Source organism: Polynucleobacter sp. UK-Gri1-W3, assembly GCF_018881595.1.
In the GTDB taxonomy this organism is placed as follows: domain Bacteria; phylum Pseudomonadota; class Gammaproteobacteria; order Burkholderiales; family Burkholderiaceae; genus Polynucleobacter.
The window spans coordinates 70049-88107 of sequence record NZ_JACVQA010000010.1; the positions used below are offsets into that span (position 1 = coordinate 70049).

Consider the following 18059-nt stretch of genomic DNA (forward strand, 5'->3'; position numbering starts at 1 on the left):
GGGGGCTTTTTCTTTTAAGGCTCTTACTTGATTAGCTTAGTCACCCAAGTTCAAGTCAGTTACCGCACCTTTACTTGCGGTGCTGGCAAGGCGAGCGTATTTTGCCAATAAGCCACGAGTGTAGCGAGGCTTAGGTTGTACCCAAGCTGCGCGACGCTTCTCAATTTCTGCTTCATCAACGTTCAATTGAATCAGTAGTTGATGGGCGTCAATCGTTACCGAGTCGCCTTCATGAATGAGGGCAATCGTGCCACCTACGTAGGCTTCAGGAGCTACGTGACCGACAACCATACCCCAAGTGCCACCAGAGAAGCGACCGTCTGTGATGAGGCCTACAGACTCACCTAGGCCTTGCCCTACCAGAGCGGAGGTTGGGGCAAGCATCTCACGCATTCCAGGGCCGCCTTTAGGGCCTTCATAACGAATCACAACAATGTCGCCATCCTTGATCTTCTGCGCCATGATGGCTGCCATGGCATCGTCTTCGGAGTCAAACACACGAGCTGGACCAGTGATCGATGGATTCTTGAGGCCAGTAATCTTAGCCACGCAACCCTCTGGAGAAATATTGCCCTTCAAGATTGCCAAGTGACCTTGTTTGTACAAAGGATTGTCTAAGGTGCGAATCACTTTTTGATCAGCACGCGGTACTGACGGAACTTCTTTTAGTACTTCAGCGATCGTCTTGCCGGTAATGGTCATGCAGTCACCATGGAGTAATCCGCCATCAAGCAAAATCTTCATGACTTGTGGAATGCCGCCAGCTTGATGCAAATCAGTTGCAAGATATGTGCCAGATGGTTTCATATCAACAATTACTGGAACACGCTTACGAATGCGCTCAAAGTCATCAATGGTCCAGTCGATTTCAGCTGCGCTGGTAATGGCCAAGAAATGCAACACTGCATTGGTTGATCCGCCAACTGCCATGATCACACTTACAGCATTCTCAATAGATTTCTTGGTAATAATGTCGCGTGGACGAAGGTTATTCTTTACCGCTTCAACTAGGACTCGTGCTGATTCTGCAGCGCTCACTACTTTCTCTTCGTCAACGTTCGCCATTGTGGAAGAGTAGGGCAAGCTCATACCTAAAGCCTCAAATGATGAGCTCATGGTGTTCGCTGTGTACATGCCGCCGCAAGAGCCGCTGCCTGGACAAGCATGTTGTTCCACACCCTTTAAATCCTCTTCGCTCAATCGGCCCGATGTAAATTCACCAACTGCTTCAAATGCAGAAACAATATTGAGCTCTTTGCCTTTGTAATGGCCTGGCTTAATAGTGCCACCATATACATAGATGCCTGGTACATTGGTACGCGCTAAAGCCATCATGCCGCCTGGCATATTTTTATCGCAACCACCAATGACGACAACGCCATCTTGCCAAAGACCATTTACGCAAACTTCAATACTGTCGGCGATTACTTCGCGCGAGACGAGAGAATATTTCATGCCTTCGGTGCCCATGCCGATGCCATCGGAAACTGTTGGCGTACCAAATACTTGTGCTTTTGCGCCAGCTGCTTCTAAAGCATTAACAGCAGCATCGGCCAATTTTTGTAAACCACTATTGCAGGGGGTAATAGTGGAGTGACCATTCGCAACACCAACCATTGGCTTTACGAAATCATTTTCTTCGTAACCCATTGCGTAATACATCGAACGATTTGGTGCGCGAGCGACCCCTTCGGTGACCATGCGCGAGCGTTCATTAAGGCGTTTCATGCTTATTACTCCAGAAAAGGTGTGTGTCGAAAGGCTCTATTGTGCCGTGAGATGAGCTCAAGGGTAGCTAAGATGGAAGAGACCTCCCAATCCATTCTTTATGTTGCGCTGCAATATAAAAATACCAATGAAATCATACATTTAGACCTCAATATTAGCTAAAGAGCTAATAGCTTAGTAAAAGATGCTGCAGTACATTAAATCGTTCACAACTTTTCCTTTGAATTCAATGACTAAAGTCGGCCATATTTACTTAATTGATGATGACGAGTCGATGCGCATTTCTCTATCCAGAATGCTACGTGAATTGGGCTATCTCGTAGATGACTATGCGTCCGCCACTGTTTTCTTGGAAAAATCAGTACCAGTCTCACCTGCCGTCATTCTGTTGGATATGCAAATGCCAGATATGAGTGGGCTAGATTTGCAAGATAAGCTGCAAAAGTTGGGTCGCAAGACACCTATTGTGTTTGTCAGTGGTCAAAGTCACCCCCACCAAATCGTTCAGGGCCTGAAGAAGGGGGCGTTGGATTTCTTATTTAAGCCGTTTAATTTGGAAGAGCTCTTAAAGGCAGCTGTAGATGCGATTGAGTTTGATAGTCGCCAGCTCAAGCGGGTTTCATTGGATGTTCAAGCCAAGAAGGCATATGAGAGTCTTACCCCGAGAGAGCGTGAAGTCTGCGGATGGTTGGTTAAAGGGCTTTTAAATAAGGATATTGCTGTAAAGCTAGGAACCACGGATGCCACGATTAAGGTTCACAAGGCTAGGGTGATGGAAAAAATGCATGCCGATTCTCTTCAAGTGCTGGTGAAGAAGTATCTTGAGTCTGGCCTTGAAAGTCATCCATTAAATACTTAGCTTAGTGGCTAATTACCCTTCAACCCGTTTGGCATTACTATTATTCATATTATTTCTACATGAGACGGTTGCCGCGAAGTGAATAAACCAGCCAAACTTCCTGAGATTCGTAAAGAAGCATTTACCAAGGCTAGAGAAAGTCTTGGTTTGAGTACGAAAGATCTATCGGGAATGGCTTGCCTCTCTGTTCGTCAAATTGAGCAGATTGAAAATGGCGAAAGCAGTAGTTTCTATGGCGATCAAGTTAAATTTACAGCAGCAAAAAAAGTAGCTGGCCTATTAAAGCTCACTCCAGAAGAGGCATTTGATTTTGGTGCTGTGCCGCAATCTGCAAAAGCAGCAGAAGTCGAAGAGAAATTGCAGGGAGAGATAAAAGCGCCTGCGATAGAGAAAAAAGAAAAACCCGAAGTTGTTTCATTAGTAAAAGTTGCCGAACCCACAACTGAAAAGCCTGCTCCTAGAAAAATATCTGAAAGCATTGTTGATTACAGCGTAAAGTCGAAAGCCAAGGTTGATCCCAAAAAGAAACTCTTCCTACTATTGGCAATTGGTGCAACGATTATTTTTGCTGTAGTGAACTTACGCCCTTTATTTTTTCCTGAGCCAGTTCAAGAAGAGGTGGTCATCATTCAAGAGGTAGCGCCCGAGCCTGCGCCTGCGCCAGCCGAGCCTGCGGCAGATGTTAAGCCAGCGCCTGCAGTCGCGGTGCAGTCTGATACGGCAGCCGTTTCTGCTGAATGCCCACCCACAGATGCCTCAGTAATCAATTACAAGCCTGAAGCGCCTAAAAAAGCCGGCGATATGGTTTACCTGCAATCAAGGACTGCTCAAACAGTGTGCGTAGTCGATGCTGCTGGCAAGACCCAGAATAAAACTTTGGAGCCTGGTGTCGGTGTGAGTGTTTTTGGTAAGCCGCCACTAAAGGTGCTTACTGGCGGATTAAATCAGGTGGATTTGTACTACCAGGGTGCAAAGGTGCGAATCGGCAATACGACTGGCAAGACAATTGTTTTGGAGCCGGCTGAAATCATTCAGCCAGCAGCTACATCAACAACTTTAGACTCTCAGTTGCGTTAATCTAAATAAAAACAGCGGCTATTTAAGCCGCTGCATTTGCTGTTAGGTTAAAGCTAGTGTTATACAGCTGCGTTATCGGTTTCACCGGTGCGAATACGAATCACTTGCTCTACTTCAGTAACAAAAATCTTGCCGTCACCAATCTTGCCAGTACGTGCGGCTTTCGTTATCGCTTCGATAGCAGATTCAACGCGGTCATCGGCAACTACGGCCTCTACTTTTACCTTGGGTAAAAAATCGACTACGTATTCAGCGCCACGATAGAGTTCAGTATGGCCTTTTTGACGGCCAAAACCCTTAACTTCAGTCACGGTCAAACCTGTTACGCCTACTTCCGCTAATGCTTCACGGACTTCGTCGAGCTTGAACGGCTTAATGATGGATGTAATTAATTTCATTTATTCCCCCTGATGGGGTAATCATACCTAGAACTGGAATGACTTACCAAAAAATCCGGCAGTCTTTGGGCGTCTAGGCTCGAAATTGCGATGTGATTGGATAGCGCCAATCACGACCAAAGGCGCGTGTGGTTACACGGACTCCCGGAGGCGCTTGGCGACGCTTGTATTCATTAAGTTTAATTAAGCGAGTCACCTTTTCCACGCTTTCAGGATCAAAGCCAGCGGCAATGATCTGGGCAATCGATTGATTTTGCTCCATATAACGCTCAACAATCCCGTCCAACACTTCGTAGGATGGAAGGCTATCTTGGTCTTTTTGATCAGGACGTAATTCGGCGGAAGGGGCACGAGTCAAAATTCGCTCTGGAATAACAGCGCCAATACTATTGCGATAGGCGCATAAGCGATACACCAAAGTTTTGGCAATATCTTTAATGACAGCAAAGCCGCCGGCCATGTCGCCATATAGAGTGCAATAACCGACAGCCATTTCGCTCTTGTTGCCGGTTGTTAAGACCAGTCGACCGGTTTTATTAGAGAGGGCCATCAGCAGAGTGCCACGCACGCGTGCCTGGATGTTCTCTTCGGTAGCGTCTACATTGAGACCTTTAAATTGTTCTGCAAGAGATGCCTCTAAAGCATCCACTGGTCCACTAATTGGAATCTCATCGTATTGCACACCGAGGTTTTGAGCCATCTCACGCGCATCAATCCAGGAGATGTCAGCGGTATAACGGGATGCCATCATGACTGTACGTACTTTATCTGCCCCCAAGGCATCCACGGCAATGGCAAGAACCAAGGCTGAATCCACGCCACCAGATAGCCCAATAATGACCCCCGGGAAGCGATTTTTGGTGACATAGTCACGTACACCCAAGACAAGCGCTTGATAGGCTTGCGCTTCAACTGATTGGGGTGGGGTAATTAAACCTTTTTCCAGTTCGCCGGAGGGAGAGGCTGCAACAAGACCTAAGCCTGTTTCGAATTGCGGCATTGCCATGACAACCTCGCCAAGACTATTCAGTGCAAATGAGCCGCCATCAAACACCAATTCATCTTGACCGCCAACTGCATTAACGTAAACCAGCGGCATATTGGTTTGTGCAATATGTCCACGCAATACTTCAATACGAAGCGCCTCTTTTTTGAGGTGATAGGGTGATGCATTCGGAACCAGCAATACCTGTGCTCCAGCAGCGTGTGCTTGTTTAGCAGGGCCTGCATGCCAGGCATCTTCACACAAGATCAAGCCGTAACGAATACCTTCGCATTCAAATACGCAAGCTTGATTGCCTGGAACGAAGTAGCGCACCTCATCAAATACTTCGTGATTGGGTAATTCTTGTTTGGCATAGCCTGCAATTAGTTTGCCATTTCTTAAAACAGATGCGTAGTTTTGCAGACCTGCAGATGTTTGTTTGGGGTGACCGACAATAACTGTCAGATCAGAGTGCTGAGCTAACTCTTTCATTAAGAGCTCGAGCTGTAATTGCGCCGCCTCAATAAAAGCAGGGCGGAGTAATAGGTCTTCTGGGGGATAGCCTGTGAGCGAAAGCTCGGGGGTGACTACGAGTTTGGCGCCCTGAGAGTAGGCGTCTAGAGCGGCTTTGTGAATGAGTTGCGCGTTGCCAGCCAAATCACCCAGTAATGGGTTGATTTGGGCTAAAGCAATTTTCTGTGTGCTCACTCTGACTCACAAAGCCTTTACTAATAACTATTTAAATAAATACCAAATTAAGCGTGCTCTTTGTTGTAACGATCGATGCCCTCAAGAATTTCTTTATGAGCATCTGCAACGCCACCCCAACCTCTGACTTTTACCCACTTGCCCGGCTCTAGATCTTTATAGTGCTCGAAGAAGTGTTGGATTTGATTCAAGCGTAATTGATTCATATCTTCAGGTTTTTGCCAGTGTGTATAGATAGGCAAAATTTTGTCTTCTGGAACGGCCAATAATTTGGCATCTTCACCGCCTTCATCTTCCATTTGCAATACGCCAATTGCACGGCAGCTAACAACTACACCTGGAATGAGTGGGAATGGAGTAATGACGAGAACGTCAACAGGGTCACCATCACCGGCGATCGTTTTGTTGATGTAGCCATAGTTGCATGGGTAGTGCATTGCAGTGCCCATAAATCGGTCTACGAAAATTGCGCCAGACTCTTTATCCACTTCATACTTAATTGGATCGGCATTCATTGGGATTTCAATAATGACGTTGAAGCTTTCAGGGATCTTTTTACCTGGCTTGACCTTTTCGAGACTCATAAATACTCCGAATAATGATTAGTAAATACCCTGATCCTATCAAGGGGGAGCAGGAGTGATTCTGTTACATACTGATACAGCTTAAAGACCATAGTTTAAAGCTTTCGGGATCCGGGTCTACCTAAGTGCAGGTTATGCAAACAATAAAGATTAACAAATGATTAACAAATCATTAACTTTAGGGAGTTCAAGCATGAGTAATGTCACTTTAGGCTTGTATTTTGCCTTGGCGTGCGGTGTCATAGCCGTGATTTACGGTTTTGTGATGCGCGGCTGGATTTTGAGACAAAGTACAGGTAATGCCAAGATGCAAGAAATTGCTGAGGCGATTCAGCAGGGTGCGGCAGCGTATTTATCGCGCCAATATAAAACGATTGCCATAGTTGGGGTAGTTTTAACCATTCTGATGGCGCTCTTTCTGGATTTTGCAACGGCAATTGGCTTTGTCATCGGGGCAGTACTTTCCGGTGCTTGCGGCTTCATTGGCATGAATGTCTCTGTACGCGCAAACGTGCGTACTGCAGAAGCGGCTACCAAGGGTATGAACGAAGCGCTCAATGTGGCATTTAAGGGCGGCGCCATTACTGGAATGTTGGTGGTTGGGCTTGGCCTCTTAGGCGTTGGCTTGTTCTTTATGTTCCTAGTGTCGATTGGCGCAGGGCAAGATCTCTCTTCTGTATTGCATCCATTGATTGGCTTGGCATTCGGTTCCTCACTCATTTCGATCTTTGCCCGTTTAGGTGGTGGCATCTTTACTAAAGGTGCAGACGTTGGAGCTGACTTGGTTGGCAAAGTAGAAGCAGGTATTCCAGAGGATGATCCACGCAACCCTGCGGTGATTGCTGACAACGTTGGTGACAACGTCGGAGACTGCGCAGGTATGGCGGCTGACTTATTTGAAACTTATGCGGTGACTTTGATTGCCACTATGGTCTTGGGTTCATTGATGGTTACTGGCGCGCCAGTCGCTGCGATTATTTATCCATTAGTACTTGGCGGCGTTTCTATTATTGCTTCCATCATTGGTTGCTCATTTGTAAAAGCAAGCCCAGGCATGAGAAACGTAATGCCAGCTTTATATAAAGGCCTAATCATTGCTGGTAGCTTGTCGCTAATCGCTTTCTACTTCGTAACGAACTTCATCATGCCGGATGACGCCTTGGGTATCCCAGGAAGTCAATGGCGCTTATTTGGCTCAACAGTAGTGGGCTTGTTGCTTACAGCAGGTTTGGTATGGATTACCGAGTACTACACCGGTACCCAGTTCAAGCCAGTGCAGCATATTGCTGAAGCTTCAACCAAAGGTCATGGTACCAACATTATTGCCGGTTTAGGTATCTCGATGAAGTCGACTGCTTATCCAGTTCTATTTGTATGTGCAGCGATTTTTGCGGCTTACTGGTTGGCTGGTTTGTACGGCATTGCGATTGCAGCTACAGCCATGTTGTCCATGGCAGGTATTGTGGTTGCACTCGATGCGTACGGCCCAATTACTGATAACGCTGGCGGTATTGCGGAGATGGCAGGCTTGCCACAATCAGTTCGTGATATTACCGATCCATTGGATGCGGTTGGTAACACTACTAAAGCAGTTACTAAAGGCTATGCAATTGGTTCAGCTGGTTTGGCATCGCTCGTACTCTTTGCTGACTACACCCATGCTTTAGAGGGTATGGGCCAACAAGTGTCCTTTGACTTATCGAATCACATGGTCATCATTGGTCTCTTTATTGGCGGTATGATTCCTTACTTGTTTGGTGCGATGGCAATGGAAGCAGTAGGTCGTTGCGCTGGTGCGGTGGTAGAAGAGGTGCGCCGTCAGTTCCGTGATATCCCTGGAATCATGGAAGGTACTGCCAAGCCAGAGTACGGCAAAGCAGTAGACATGCTCACCTCGGCAGCAATTAAAGAGATGATTGTTCCCTCACTCCTGCCAGTAGTAGCGCCAGTCGTCGTTGGTCTCTTGTTAGGACCTGCTGCATTAGGTGGCTTGCTTATGGGAACCATCGTGACTGGCTTGTTTGTGGCGATCTCGATGTGTACTGGTGGTGGCGCTTGGGACAACGCCAAGAAATATATCGAAGAAGGCAACTTCGGCGGCAAAGGTTCCGAAGCTCACAAAGCTGCAGTAACTGGCGATACCGTTGGCGACCCTTACAAAGATGCTGCGGGCCCGGCTGTTAATCCACTCATTAAGATCATCAACATTGTGGCATTGCTCATCGTGCCACTCTTGCCAATGGTCTCTCGTTAAGCGGTATAAAAAACATGTAGTAGTAATAAAATTGCAACAAACAAAAACGCCTAGCAGTGCTAGGCGTTTTCTTTAATGACTTTGGAAACTTATTCCAATGTTTCCAAGTAGCGTTGCGCATCCAATGCAGCCATACAGCCTGTGCCAGCACTGGTAATCGCTTGACGGTAGATATGGTCTTGCACATCGCCAGCAGCAAATACGCCAGGGATGTTAGTGGCAGTTGCATTGCCTTCAAGTCCTGAATGGGTCTTGAGGTAGCCATTGTTCATGTCGAGCTGGCCAACAAAGAGGTCGGTGTTGGGTTTGTGTCCAATGGCAATAAAGGCGCCAGTCACAGCCAAATCTTCAGTGCTGCCATCTTGTTTTTTAATGCGAACGCCAGTTACACCTTTTTCATCGCCTAGCACTTCATCAAGAGTGGCGTTCAATTTCAACTCCACTTTGCCTTCGGCAACTTTCGCCATTAAGCGATCATTCAAGATTGGCTCAGCGCGGAATTTATCGCGACGATGAATCACGGTGACTTTTTTAGCAATGCCAGTAAGGTAGAGCGCTTCTTCAACTGCAGTGTTACCACCTCCGACTACGCACACATCTTGATTCCGATAGAAGAAGCCATCACAAGTTGCGCAACCAGAAACACCGCGACCCATAAATACTTCTTCACTTGGTAGGCCAATGTATTGAGCAGAGGCACCAGTGGAAATAATCAAAGCATCGCAGGTATAGGTTCCAGAATCACCCACCAAGCGAATGGGCTTTTCTGTGAGCGCTGCCGTATGAATGTGATCAAAAATGATTTCAGTATTAAAGCGTTCAGCGTGCTTTAAAAAACGCTCCATGAGTTCCGGGCCTTGAACGCCATCTGCATCCGCAGGCCAGTTTTCCACGTCTGTGGTGGTCATTAATTGACCGCCTTGAGCCAGGCCAGTAATGAGGGTGGGGTTTAAATTGGCGCGGGCGGCATAGACTGCTGCGGTGTAGCCAGCAGGGCCAGATCCGAGGATGAGAACTTTGGAGTGTTTTGGGGTATTTGTAGTCATATTCAAATTATAGTTTTGCTTGATTACAATCGGGAGAACATGGCAAGAACCGCATACCCGAAGTCCAAGGCTCCTTTGAGCCCCCAGCCCCCAGAGAATGGCCCCCAGGGCAGGATGCCCCGCCTTTTATTGGAGGCCCGCTGGTTCATCTCTTTGGGCCTTTGCCTGGGCTTATTTGCTATTTTGCTCACGTATTCTAAGGCAGATCCAGCCTGGTCGCATGCCAGTTTTGAGACCCCTAAGAACTTGGGGGGTCGTTTTGGGGCCTATTTAGCCGATTTAATGCTCTATATCTTTGGCATTTCAGCCTTTTGGTGGGTTGCTCTCTTTGGGCGCCGTGTCCTCAATGGCTGGCGTGAGCTTTGGAGCATTCCATTGCCACCCGATCCAGATGCCAAGCCAGATTCTCTATTGATGCGTTGGTTGGGCTTTGGCCTGACTTTAGTCTGCAGCATGGGCTTGGAGTCTATCCGCATGCATTCCCTATCCTGGGAGCTTCCAAGACCGCCTGGCGGCATTTTGGGCGAGCTGATTGGTGATCCCCTGCAAATGTCTCTCGGATTTACCGGCGCAACCTTGGTTCTGCTCTTTGGCCTTTGTGCGGGCCTGTCTTTATTCCTTCATTTCTCTTGGTTAGATGTAGCTGAAAAAGTGGGCCGCTTTCTGGAGGTTACCTATCACCGCATTCGGGAGCGTCGCGACAGTGAAGAAGATCGCAAGTTGGGTGAAGCTGCTGCGGAAGAGCGCGAAGAGTTTGTGGAAGAGTTCCGTGGACGCATTGAAGTGGCCGCTCCAGTGCAAATCGTGCGTGCCCCTATTGAGATTCCAAAGAGTGCTCGTGTAGAGCGTGAGAAACAACAACCCTTGTTTGTGGATATCCCAGATTCAGAATTACCACCGCTCGCATTACTTGATCCAGTCCCTGAAGCAAAAGAAACAATTTCTGCAGATGTATTGGAATTTACTTCACGCTTAATCGAGCGTAAGTTAGCGGAATTTAATGTGCAGGTAAAAGTAATTGCGGCTTACCCCGGTCCAGTGGTAACTCGTTATGAGATTGATCCAGCGATTGGTGTGAAGGGTAGTCAGATTGTTAATCTATCACGCGACTTAGCCCGCTCACTTGGCGTAGTCAGTATGCGTGTAGTCGAAACGATTCCTGGCAAAACCTGTATGGCTCTGGAATTGCCAAATCCAACACGTCAGTCTGTTTACTTGTCAGAGATTTTGACCTCACAGGTTTACAACGACAACCACTCATTGCTGACTCTCGCTTTGGGTAAAGACATCTCTGGTAGCCCAATGGTGGCTGACTTGGCGAAGATGCCGCACTGCTTAGTTGCGGGTACCACCGGCGCTGGTAAGTCTGTTGGTATTAATGCCATGATTTTGTCCTTGCTCTTTAAAGCGAAGCCAGATGAAGTGCGTTTGATCATGATCGATCCAAAGATGCTGGAGATGGCAATCTACGACAAGATTCCGCATTTATTATGCCCAGTAGTCACCGATATGAAGCAGGCCTATAACGCACTCAATTGGGCCGTGAATGAGATGGAGCGTCGCTACAAACTGATGAGTAAGTTTGGTGTGCGTAACTTAGCTGGCTTTAACAAGAAGATTCTGGAAGCGGAAGAAAAAGGTGAGAAGCTTACCAATCCATTTAGCTTAACTCCGGATGATCCAGAACCAATTTACAAAGCGCCAGTGATCGTCATCGTGATCGATGAGTTGGCTGACTTAATGATGGTCTCTGGCAAGAAGATCGAAGAGTTGATTGCGCGTATTGCGCAAAAAGCACGTGCAGCAGGTATCCATCTGGTATTGGCAACACAGCGTCCAAGCGTCGATGTGATTACTGGCTTGATTAAAGCTAACGTACCAACCCGCATCTCTTTCCAAGTAAGCTCCAAAATTGACAGTCGCACGATTTTGGATCAGCAGGGTGCAGAAGCATTGCTCGGTATGGGTGACATGCTGTACATGGCGCCAGGTACTGGCTTACCAGTACGTGTGCACGGTGCATTTGTATCTGATGATGAAGTCCATCGTGTGGTTGAGTGGCTCAAAGAGAAGGGCGAAGCCAACTATATTGATGGCGTGCTCGAAGGTGCTGACGAATCCAATGTGGATGCATTGACTGGCGAGGGCGGTGGCGAAGCCGACCCGCTTTACGATCAAGCGGTTGCCATTGTTCTAGAAAATAAACGCCCATCGATCTCATTAGTCCAGCGCCATTTGCGTATCGGTTACAACCGTGCCGCGCGTCTGCTTGAGGATATGGAAAAAGCAGGTCTCGTATCCAAAATGGGTAATGGTGGCAATCGCGAGATCCTCCATCGCCCTTCAGAGTAAGGCTTCATTTTGCAAAGATTCTTTTCTGCGGCAATTGTTGGAACAGTCATTCTGTTTTCAAATGTAGCCTATTCCCAAAGCGAAAGTGGTTCAGAGCAGTTACGTCAATTTGTGCGTAACTCTAAAACTGCTGAAGGCGACTTTGTGCAACAACAGTTGCGCGCACCTAAGGCGAATGAGCCGCAAGATAAGGGCTTAAAAGTTCTGCGCCAGACACAGGGTCATTTTGTGTTTCAGCGTCCGGGTCGTTTTATCTGGGATACGCAAAAGCCATACGAACAAAAACTCATTGCCGATAGCAGGCAACTGATCTTGTGGGACAAGGACTTAAATCAAGCAACCTTTCGTCCAGCAGGGCAGGCATTAGCATCTACACCAGCAGCGATTCTGTTTGGTGAAAACTCACTAGATCAGCACTTTGACTTAATTGAAGGTGAAGAGCGTCTAGGGATGAAGTGGGTGGCATTGACTCCTAAAAAAGATCCTAATGCCAAGAATAAAAATGATCTTCCCTATACAAAGATCTCGATTGGCATGTCCAATGGCTTGCCTAAGGCGCTTGAATTAACTGATGGACTAGGAAGCGTTGTTCTAGTGACCCTAGATAAGATTCAGCTCAATGTGAGTCTGCCAGCCAATCGCTTTACCTTTACTCCCCCAGCAGGGGCAGAAGTCTTACGCTTAAACTAGAGTCACATTATCAATTAGTACCGAACCAGAACCAAACAAGAACCAAGCAAAGCTCCATATGATTGATCCGCAATTACTCCGTAAAGATATCGCCGCAGTCGCTGCGCGCCTGGCTACTCGTAAGTTCCAATTGGATGTTGAGAAATTCAACACCTTGGAGTCTGAACGTAAATCTTTACAAACTCGTACTGAAGAATTGCAAGCCAAGCGTAACCAATTGTCTAAAGCGATTGGTATGAAAAAAGGTAAGGGTGAGGATGCTGCCGTAGAAATGGCTGAAGTTGCGCAAGTCAATACCGATATGGAATCTGGCGCTGCACGTTTAGCAGTCCTGCAAGTAGAGATTTCTGATTTCTTAATGGGTATCCCCAATCTTCCAGATGATTCTGTGCCAACAGGCAAGGATGAAAAAGAAAACAAAGAAGTAAAGCGTTGGGGTGAAGAGCCTATTTTTGATTTTGAGATTAAAGATCACGTTGATCTTGGTGGTCCACTCGGTTTGGACTTTGAGGTGGCAGCTAAGATTAGCGGTTCGCGCTTTGTAGTTCTCAAGGGGTCGATTGCCAGATTGCACCGCGTCTTAGCCCAGTTCATGATTGATACGCATGCTACAAAGCATGACTATCAAGAAGTGTATGCACCATATATGGTTAATGCGGCATCTATGCGTGGTACAGGACAGCTTCCTAAGTTTGAAGAGGATCTATTTAAAGTTCCACGTCAAATGGGTGGCGAGGATGAGGGCGGGGAAGCTAAAACAGAAAACTTCTACCTAATCCCAACTGCAGAAGTACCAGTTACTAATTTAGTGCGCGATGAAATCGTGAACGCCGATAACTTACCGATGAAGTTTGTGGCACACACACCATGCTTCCGCTCAGAGGCAGGTAGTTATGGCCGTGATGTGCGTGGCATGATTCGTCAGCATCAGTTTGACAAAGTAGAGTTGGTGCAAATTACTAGGCCCGAAGACTCCATGCAAGCCTTGGAAGATCTCACCGGTCACGCTGAACGTATTCTGGAATTACTGGAATTGCCATACAGAAAAGTATTGCTCTGCACTGGTGATATGGGCTTTGGTAGCACCAAGACTTATGACTTAGAAGTCTGGGTGCCATCACAAAACGCCTATAGAGAAATTAGCTCCTGCTCTAGCATGGGTGACTTCCAAGCAAGACGCATGCAAGCCAGATTTAAAGCAGGTCAAGGTAAGCCAGAATTGGTTCACACTTTGAATGGTTCAGGTCTTGCTGTTGGTAGGGCATTGGTAGCACTGCTTGAGAACAAGCAACAGGTAGATGGCAGTATTGCTATTCCTAAAGCATTGCAACCTTACTTGGGCGGTTTAGAGATATTAAAGCCGAATTAAATTAAAACAGCTTTAATTTTTACTCTATCAACATTTTTCGCTAAAACTTTATCTAGAGTTGCCATAGATTTAGATTTGAACTGCTTTGCGGCGGCAAGATGAAGTGCGTCACCAGCCCTGAGATTTGATTTGCTATCAACAACTAAAATTCCAGCAGAGTAATACGTTTTGCTCTCAATGGGCATTAGTTCAATATCATTTTGGCAAAGACTGTCAAATTTTTTCCAAGCTTCACGACTCTGTTTTTCAGTTATTTGATTGGTTCTGACCTTTAGGCTAAGTGCGCTAGAGAATTCTGTAAATGCCCAAGTTGAGGAAATCATTTTTGCAGAACTGTTTTCATGCCATGTATCAACGGCGTCACTCTTTTCTTCTGTTGTGCATAAGGCAATTAAAATACTGGTGTCAACATAAATCATTAGTAGCGCGCCCCTGAGCGAACTTCATCCATCACTGATTTACCCATCTTCAAAGTAGTTCTAAATGCTCTAAGATCTGCTGCAATTGCCTTGCGATCTAATTTTTGCGGTCTAATAATTAGTGCGCCATCCTTCGATAAGGTTGCTTCAACCTTATCTCCATCCTTTAGCTGGATTTCTTTAATGAATGCAGCGGGAATGCGAAGTGCCAGGCTATTACCCCACTTTGAAATTTGAATATTCATGTCTTAACCTCTTTAATATAGATATACATAAGTGTATATCTATATTAAAGAGGTTTATCCCTTTTGACCAGATTTTTTAAGTCAACATTGCCTATATGGCTTTATGTATCGCTGGCTATAATGATTTCTCGGTTCGGAGAGGTGGCAGAGTGGTCGAATGTACTTGACTCGAAATCAAGCGTACTGTCAAAGGTACCGAGGGTTCGAATCCCTCCCTCTCCGCCACCAGCATGGGTTTTATGGCGATTTATAAAACACCTAAACGTGAATCGTTTCCGCAAATAGTGCGTATTACGCTCAAAAAAATCGCTCATTACGATCTAAAAGGAGGGTTCAATCCATCGGGTGGTTTTTTCATTCTTGTGGTCTGCAAAGTTGTACTCCATAGGCCTCGGATATAACATCTTTACTGGTGAATCGGGGTATCGTTCAAAGCGACAAATCCAATAAGCCAATAAAATTAAAGAATGAAATGGCTTTTATTCCTAACCCTTGCCACCCCAATCTTCGGTGTTTATGCTCAAGAAAATATGAACCCTCATGATGTTCGGGTGAGCACTAGAGTGATTGATGGCCGTATTCAGATAGACGCTTCCTATACCGTTCCCATTAATATCTGCAATGCCTTTGCTTTTATTACTGCCTATGAAGGCGCTAAAAATATCCCCGGCATACTGGAATCGAGGGTAATTTCTAAGGAGGGTAATAAGGTTCGTGTTTATAGAGTCATCGAAGAGCAAATTTTATTTTTCCCAATCGAGCTCAAATCTACTATTGAATATACAGAGATGTCTAATCGCCAAGTATCTTTTGAACAAATCAGTGGGGATACCAAGTTTTATAAAGGTAGCTGGAAGCTTATCCCAGACAAAGATTCCACTACATTTAAGTACGAGGCCTTGGTAGAGCCTCAATCAGTTATTCCATCAAGTGTTATTGAGTACTTCATGAAAAATAGCATTCGCGGACGATTTGAATTTATGGCTCAAAGAGCCGCACAGCATAAATCTCCCGAAGTGTTGGCCTGTAAGTGAGTTACTTAATTCTCAGGTTATGAATGGCTGTATTTAACACTTGGTACGTTTAGAAGGCATTTGTCTCAGATATACCCATTTATAAATGTTCTTTAAAAGGACAAATCAAACAGACATCCTTGAGTCAGGCAAGCGTCGGTTTAAGCGACGTTTATCCAGGGTCGGTATTTGCGATGTTGTTTTAAACAATATCTATACGTTTGTTAAATAGTTATCTTTGGATCAGCAGCAATATAAGCCTTCATTCCCCTTGCCTCCATAGCCTTTAGAGGACTTTAATTGACCTAACCATCATTAAGCACTAGCTAAAGCATTCAAATACTTAAAAGATATGCTTAAATACAACTATTAAGGACAAATTTTACTAAATCAAGGGTAACCAGTGAACAACAGGGCAATTGAAGCCAGAGACAAATTGGCAAAAATATATTTTATATTTGGTGCTATTTTTATTGCTATTTTTTTGACAATATCAATTTTGGCATTATTTTTTTCAGCTCTAAATTTTTAGAAATAGACTGAAAATAAAGTCCCTTAATAGCTGAGGTTTGTGACAGTAAATAATTGCCGAGCACAATCCCCTTGAGCTAGAAAATAATATTAATCGCTGGAGTTTGCTGGAAATCTGCTGGAGGCATAGCGAACTAGAGCATTTGCAAGGGCCAAAATTAGGATTGTGACTCCTAGAATTAAGATTTGCACATCAGCATCATGCTTTGTATTTGCTAAATCAATAATCAGTCTTGTCACTGCAGTTATAGCAACATAAATTAAGAATCTGACTGGCATGTGATTGGTCTTAAAGTAAATTCCGACCATTGCACCAATTTCTAAAAAAATAAATAGCAATAAAAGATCTTCAATAGAAGCGGCACCTTTGTTGATCATCCCTAAAAAAGTATGAACCCCTGACCATACTGTTGCAGCTCCAATTCCAAACAATGCAATACGATGAAATAAAGAGACAAATAAATTCCCAATAGGGTCAGAGATTTTCTCCAAGGAGATTTCAAGCTTAGAACTTTTATTTGTTGGCTTGGGTGACATATTTATCTTGTTAATTTTCTATGCTATTTGATTAATTCTATTCTGAGAATTTAAAAAATAAAAGAGCATTAGATTCTCTAGATTCGGGGATTTCTATCAAACTTCTGATTTCGTACAGAAACCACTTGAAGCTAACAACGAAGAAATGATTATTTTTTTATCTAGGATATCTTAGAAATCCCCTCGTCAGTAATATTTAGAACATCCTCGGCCGTATTCGCTAATTTACCTATACCATTTACTTCAATAAGAAAATATTTCAGTTGATGAATATAAATTCGCGCACTAAAACTATTGCTCTCATTGGAAAGAATTAAATCCAAATAAGCCTCATTAGAATTTGTGTCATATTTTTCTGTCAGACTGGAGGATGTAGCAATGGAGCTATTTTTCTTACTCAATTCTCTAAGCTTATCTATTAACTTCGTTACTAAGATGACATACTGAGCATGTAGCGCAGGATTAGTAAACGCCAAATCATCAACTGTGATTGTATGTAATGTTTGTAGTGCCATTTTGAGCCTTACTAGATACTGATTAATTTAATGCCATCTATTCTTTTTATTACCGTGGTTTAAATTTCTAATTGAGCCTAAATTGCTAAGCTGGCGATATTGGCATTTATATTTACTTAATATATGATCAAACCGTAGTGATATATTCATGTTAAACACGATAGGAGTCAAGATGAAAACTACTAGGCGTACTTTTATGACAATGTCTATTGCTGGCGTTACGGCATTAGCTTTAAATAAGCATGCTCAAGCCCAGGCAATGCTCTCTCCTGCTGATCCTCAGGCTGCTGCACTTGGCTACAATCCAGACGCATCTAAGGTGGATAAGGCTAAATTTCCAAAGTATGCCGCTCCACAGGCTTGTGGAAACTGCGCTCTTTACCAAGGTGGCGCTGCAGCAACTGGCGGTTGCCCTTTGTATCCTGGAAAGCAAGTGTCTATTAAGGGCTGGTGCTCTGCATACAATAAAAAAGCATAGGTCAAGCCTTTGCTGGCCTCATTAAAGGGGTGCACATATCTCTGAATGCAAGGTTATTGACTTTATGCCAATAAATCTTAGAATGAATTTTGAAGTCCCTATTTTTCCAACTTTTCGCCCCATGTGGGCGATTTTTTTATAGCGCTCAAGCTAGCCAATCTCGTGGCTTGAGGTAATGGTCATATAACTTAGCCTCAGGCGTGCCAGGAGCTGGCTGCCAGTTGTACCACCACTGAACCACTGGTGGCATCGACATCAGAATCGATTCAGT

At 45.1% G+C, this 18059-nt stretch carries 18 protein-coding genes and 1 tRNA gene; 9 read left to right on the forward strand and 10 right to left on the reverse strand.

Features of this window, described 5'->3' with window-relative positions; genetic code table 11:
* Positions 1 to 36: 36 nt before the first annotated feature.
* Positions 37 to 1728 carry a dihydroxy-acid dehydratase gene (ilvD, locus tag ICN36_RS11205; protein WP_216228440.1) on the reverse strand — a complete coding sequence of 564 codons (1692 nt, stop codon included), beginning with the start codon at positions 1726 to 1728 and terminating at the stop codon, positions 37 to 39.
* Positions 1729 to 1957: 229 nt separating this feature from the next.
* On the opposite strand from ilvD, the gene ICN36_RS11210 reads away from it, so the two are divergent.
* On the forward strand, positions 1958 to 2587 hold the full coding sequence (locus tag ICN36_RS11210; protein ID WP_216228441.1) for a response regulator transcription factor: 630 nt from the start codon (positions 1958 to 1960) through the stop codon (positions 2585 to 2587).
* Between the two features lie 78 nt (positions 2588 to 2665).
* Positions 2666 to 3664: a helix-turn-helix domain-containing protein gene (locus ICN36_RS11215; protein WP_216228442.1), complete on the forward strand. Its 999-nt coding sequence runs from the start codon at positions 2666 to 2668 to the stop codon at positions 3662 to 3664.
* A 59-nt stretch (positions 3665 to 3723) separates the two neighbouring features.
* Here the strand turns inward: ICN36_RS11215 and glnK are convergent, their stop codons facing one another.
* The 3 genes from glnK to ppa all read right to left on the reverse strand — a co-directional run bounded on the left by glnK (position 3724) and on the right by ppa (position 6339).
* Positions 3724 to 4062, reverse strand: coding sequence for a P-II family nitrogen regulator (gene glnK / locus ICN36_RS11220; RefSeq protein ID WP_216228443.1), 339 nt, complete (start codon positions 4060 to 4062; stop codon positions 3724 to 3726).
* 73 nt (positions 4063 to 4135) lie between these two features.
* On the reverse strand, positions 4136 to 5755 hold the full coding sequence (locus ICN36_RS11225) for an NAD+ synthase (protein WP_216228444.1): 1620 nt from the start codon (positions 5753 to 5755) through the stop codon (positions 4136 to 4138).
* A 47-nt stretch (positions 5756 to 5802) separates the two neighbouring features.
* Complete coding sequence (gene ppa, locus ICN36_RS11230) at positions 5803 to 6339, reverse strand: inorganic diphosphatase (protein WP_216228445.1); 537 nt, start codon at positions 6337 to 6339, stop codon at positions 5803 to 5805.
* A 193-nt stretch (positions 6340 to 6532) separates the two neighbouring features.
* Here ppa and ICN36_RS11235 point away from each other — a divergent pair, with 193 nt between their 5' ends.
* Positions 6533 to 8593, forward strand: coding sequence for a sodium-translocating pyrophosphatase (locus ICN36_RS11235; protein ID WP_216228446.1), 2061 nt, complete (start codon positions 6533 to 6535; stop codon positions 8591 to 8593).
* 89 nt (positions 8594 to 8682) lie between these two features.
* On the opposite strand, the gene trxB is transcribed toward ICN36_RS11235, so the two are convergent.
* Positions 8683 to 9639, reverse strand: a complete 957-nt coding sequence (gene trxB / locus ICN36_RS11240) for a thioredoxin-disulfide reductase (protein ID WP_216228447.1) — start codon at positions 9637 to 9639, stop codon at positions 8683 to 8685.
* Between the two features lie 39 nt (positions 9640 to 9678).
* Here trxB and ICN36_RS11245 point away from each other — a divergent pair, with 39 nt between their 5' ends.
* The 3 genes from ICN36_RS11245 to serS are packed head-to-tail and all read left to right on the forward strand — an operon-like array spanning position 9679 to position 14050.
* Positions 9679 to 11991: a DNA translocase FtsK gene (locus tag ICN36_RS11245; protein ID WP_216228448.1), complete on the forward strand. Its 2313-nt coding sequence runs from the start codon at positions 9679 to 9681 to the stop codon at positions 11989 to 11991.
* Between the two features lie 9 nt (positions 11992 to 12000).
* Positions 12001 to 12681, forward strand: a complete 681-nt coding sequence (locus ICN36_RS11250) for an outer membrane lipoprotein carrier protein LolA (protein WP_216228449.1) — start codon at positions 12001 to 12003, stop codon at positions 12679 to 12681.
* A gap of 58 nt (positions 12682 to 12739) precedes the next feature.
* Positions 12740 to 14050: a serine--tRNA ligase gene (gene serS, locus ICN36_RS11255; protein WP_216228450.1), complete on the forward strand. Its 1311-nt coding sequence runs from the start codon at positions 12740 to 12742 to the stop codon at positions 14048 to 14050.
* On the opposite strand, the gene ICN36_RS11260 is transcribed toward serS, so the two are convergent.
* Positions 14047 to 14469, reverse strand: a complete 423-nt coding sequence (locus tag ICN36_RS11260; protein WP_216228451.1) for a type II toxin-antitoxin system VapC family toxin — start codon at positions 14467 to 14469, stop codon at positions 14047 to 14049. The two genes, serS and ICN36_RS11260, sit on opposite strands and share 4 nt — an antisense overlap.
* Complete coding sequence (locus tag ICN36_RS11265; protein ID WP_216228452.1) at positions 14469 to 14714, reverse strand: AbrB/MazE/SpoVT family DNA-binding domain-containing protein; 246 nt, start codon at positions 14712 to 14714, stop codon at positions 14469 to 14471. The genes ICN36_RS11260 and ICN36_RS11265 overlap by 1 nt, the downstream gene beginning before the upstream one ends.
* A gap of 135 nt (positions 14715 to 14849) precedes the next feature.
* On the opposite strand from ICN36_RS11265, the gene ICN36_RS11270 reads away from it, so the two are divergent.
* Together ICN36_RS11270 and ICN36_RS11275 are read left to right on the forward strand one after the other, a co-directional pair.
* Positions 14850 to 14939: transfer RNA gene (locus ICN36_RS11270), tRNA-Ser, on the forward strand.
* A gap of 242 nt (positions 14940 to 15181) precedes the next feature.
* The gene (locus tag ICN36_RS11275) at positions 15182 to 15748 is read left to right on the forward strand and encodes an SRPBCC family protein (protein ID WP_216228453.1); all 567 of its coding nucleotides are present in this window, start codon (positions 15182 to 15184) and stop codon (positions 15746 to 15748) included.
* Between the two features lie 600 nt (positions 15749 to 16348).
* On the opposite strand, the gene ICN36_RS11280 is transcribed toward ICN36_RS11275, so the two are convergent.
* Together ICN36_RS11280 and ICN36_RS11285 are read right to left on the reverse strand one after the other, a co-directional pair.
* Positions 16349 to 16795, reverse strand: a complete 447-nt coding sequence (locus ICN36_RS11280) for a phosphate-starvation-inducible protein PsiE (protein ID WP_216228454.1) — start codon at positions 16793 to 16795, stop codon at positions 16349 to 16351.
* Positions 16796 to 16956: 161 nt separating this feature from the next.
* Positions 16957 to 17310, reverse strand: coding sequence for a hypothetical protein (locus ICN36_RS11285; protein ID WP_216228455.1), 354 nt, complete (start codon positions 17308 to 17310; stop codon positions 16957 to 16959).
* A gap of 172 nt (positions 17311 to 17482) precedes the next feature.
* Here ICN36_RS11285 and ICN36_RS11290 point away from each other — a divergent pair, with 172 nt between their 5' ends.
* Complete coding sequence (locus tag ICN36_RS11290; protein ID WP_216228456.1) at positions 17483 to 17788, forward strand: high-potential iron-sulfur protein; 306 nt, start codon at positions 17483 to 17485, stop codon at positions 17786 to 17788.
* A 145-nt stretch (positions 17789 to 17933) separates the two neighbouring features.
* Here ICN36_RS11290 and ICN36_RS11295 read toward each other — a convergent pair.
* Positions 17934 to 18059: coproporphyrinogen III oxidase (locus ICN36_RS11295; protein WP_216227731.1), on the reverse strand; the 126-nt coding region annotated here is incomplete at its 5' end.

Excerpts from the sequence above, each read along its gene's own strand:
- ICN36_RS11235 (WP_216228446.1), top strand. The coding sequence starts at position 6,533 with ATGAGTAATGTCACTTTAGGCTTGTATTTTGCCTTGGCGTGCGGTGTC.
- ppa (WP_216228445.1), bottom strand. The coding sequence starts at position 6,339 with ATGAGTCTCGAAAAGGTCAAGCCAGGTAAAAAGATCCCTGAAAGCTTC.
- ICN36_RS11275 (WP_216228453.1), top strand. The coding sequence starts at position 15,182 with ATGAAATGGCTTTTATTCCTAACCCTTGCCACCCCAATCTTCGGTGTT.
- ICN36_RS11285 (WP_216228455.1), bottom strand. The coding sequence starts at position 17,310 with ATGGCACTACAAACATTACATACAATCACAGTTGATGATTTGGCGTTT.
- ICN36_RS11265 (WP_216228452.1), bottom strand. The coding sequence starts at position 14,714 with ATGAATATTCAAATTTCAAAGTGGGGTAATAGCCTGGCACTTCGCATT.
- ICN36_RS11280 (WP_216228454.1), bottom strand. The coding sequence starts at position 16,795 with ATGTCACCCAAGCCAACAAATAAAAGTTCTAAGCTTGAAATCTCCTTG.
- glnK (WP_216228443.1), bottom strand. The coding sequence starts at position 4,062 with ATGAAATTAATTACATCCATCATTAAGCCGTTCAAGCTCGACGAAGTC.
- trxB (WP_216228447.1), bottom strand. The coding sequence starts at position 9,639 with ATGACTACAAATACCCCAAAACACTCCAAAGTTCTCATCCTCGGATCT.
- serS (WP_216228450.1), top strand. The coding sequence starts at position 12,740 with ATGATTGATCCGCAATTACTCCGTAAAGATATCGCCGCAGTCGCTGCG.
- ICN36_RS11210 (WP_216228441.1), top strand. The coding sequence starts at position 1,958 with ATGACTAAAGTCGGCCATATTTACTTAATTGATGATGACGAGTCGATG.
- ICN36_RS11245 (WP_216228448.1), top strand. The coding sequence starts at position 9,679 with ATGGCAAGAACCGCATACCCGAAGTCCAAGGCTCCTTTGAGCCCCCAG.
- ICN36_RS11290 (WP_216228456.1), top strand. The coding sequence starts at position 17,483 with ATGAAAACTACTAGGCGTACTTTTATGACAATGTCTATTGCTGGCGTT.
- ilvD (WP_216228440.1), bottom strand. The coding sequence starts at position 1,728 with ATGAAACGCCTTAATGAACGCTCGCGCATGGTCACCGAAGGGGTCGCT.
- ICN36_RS11260 (WP_216228451.1), bottom strand. The coding sequence starts at position 14,469 with ATGATTTATGTTGACACCAGTATTTTAATTGCCTTATGCACAACAGAA.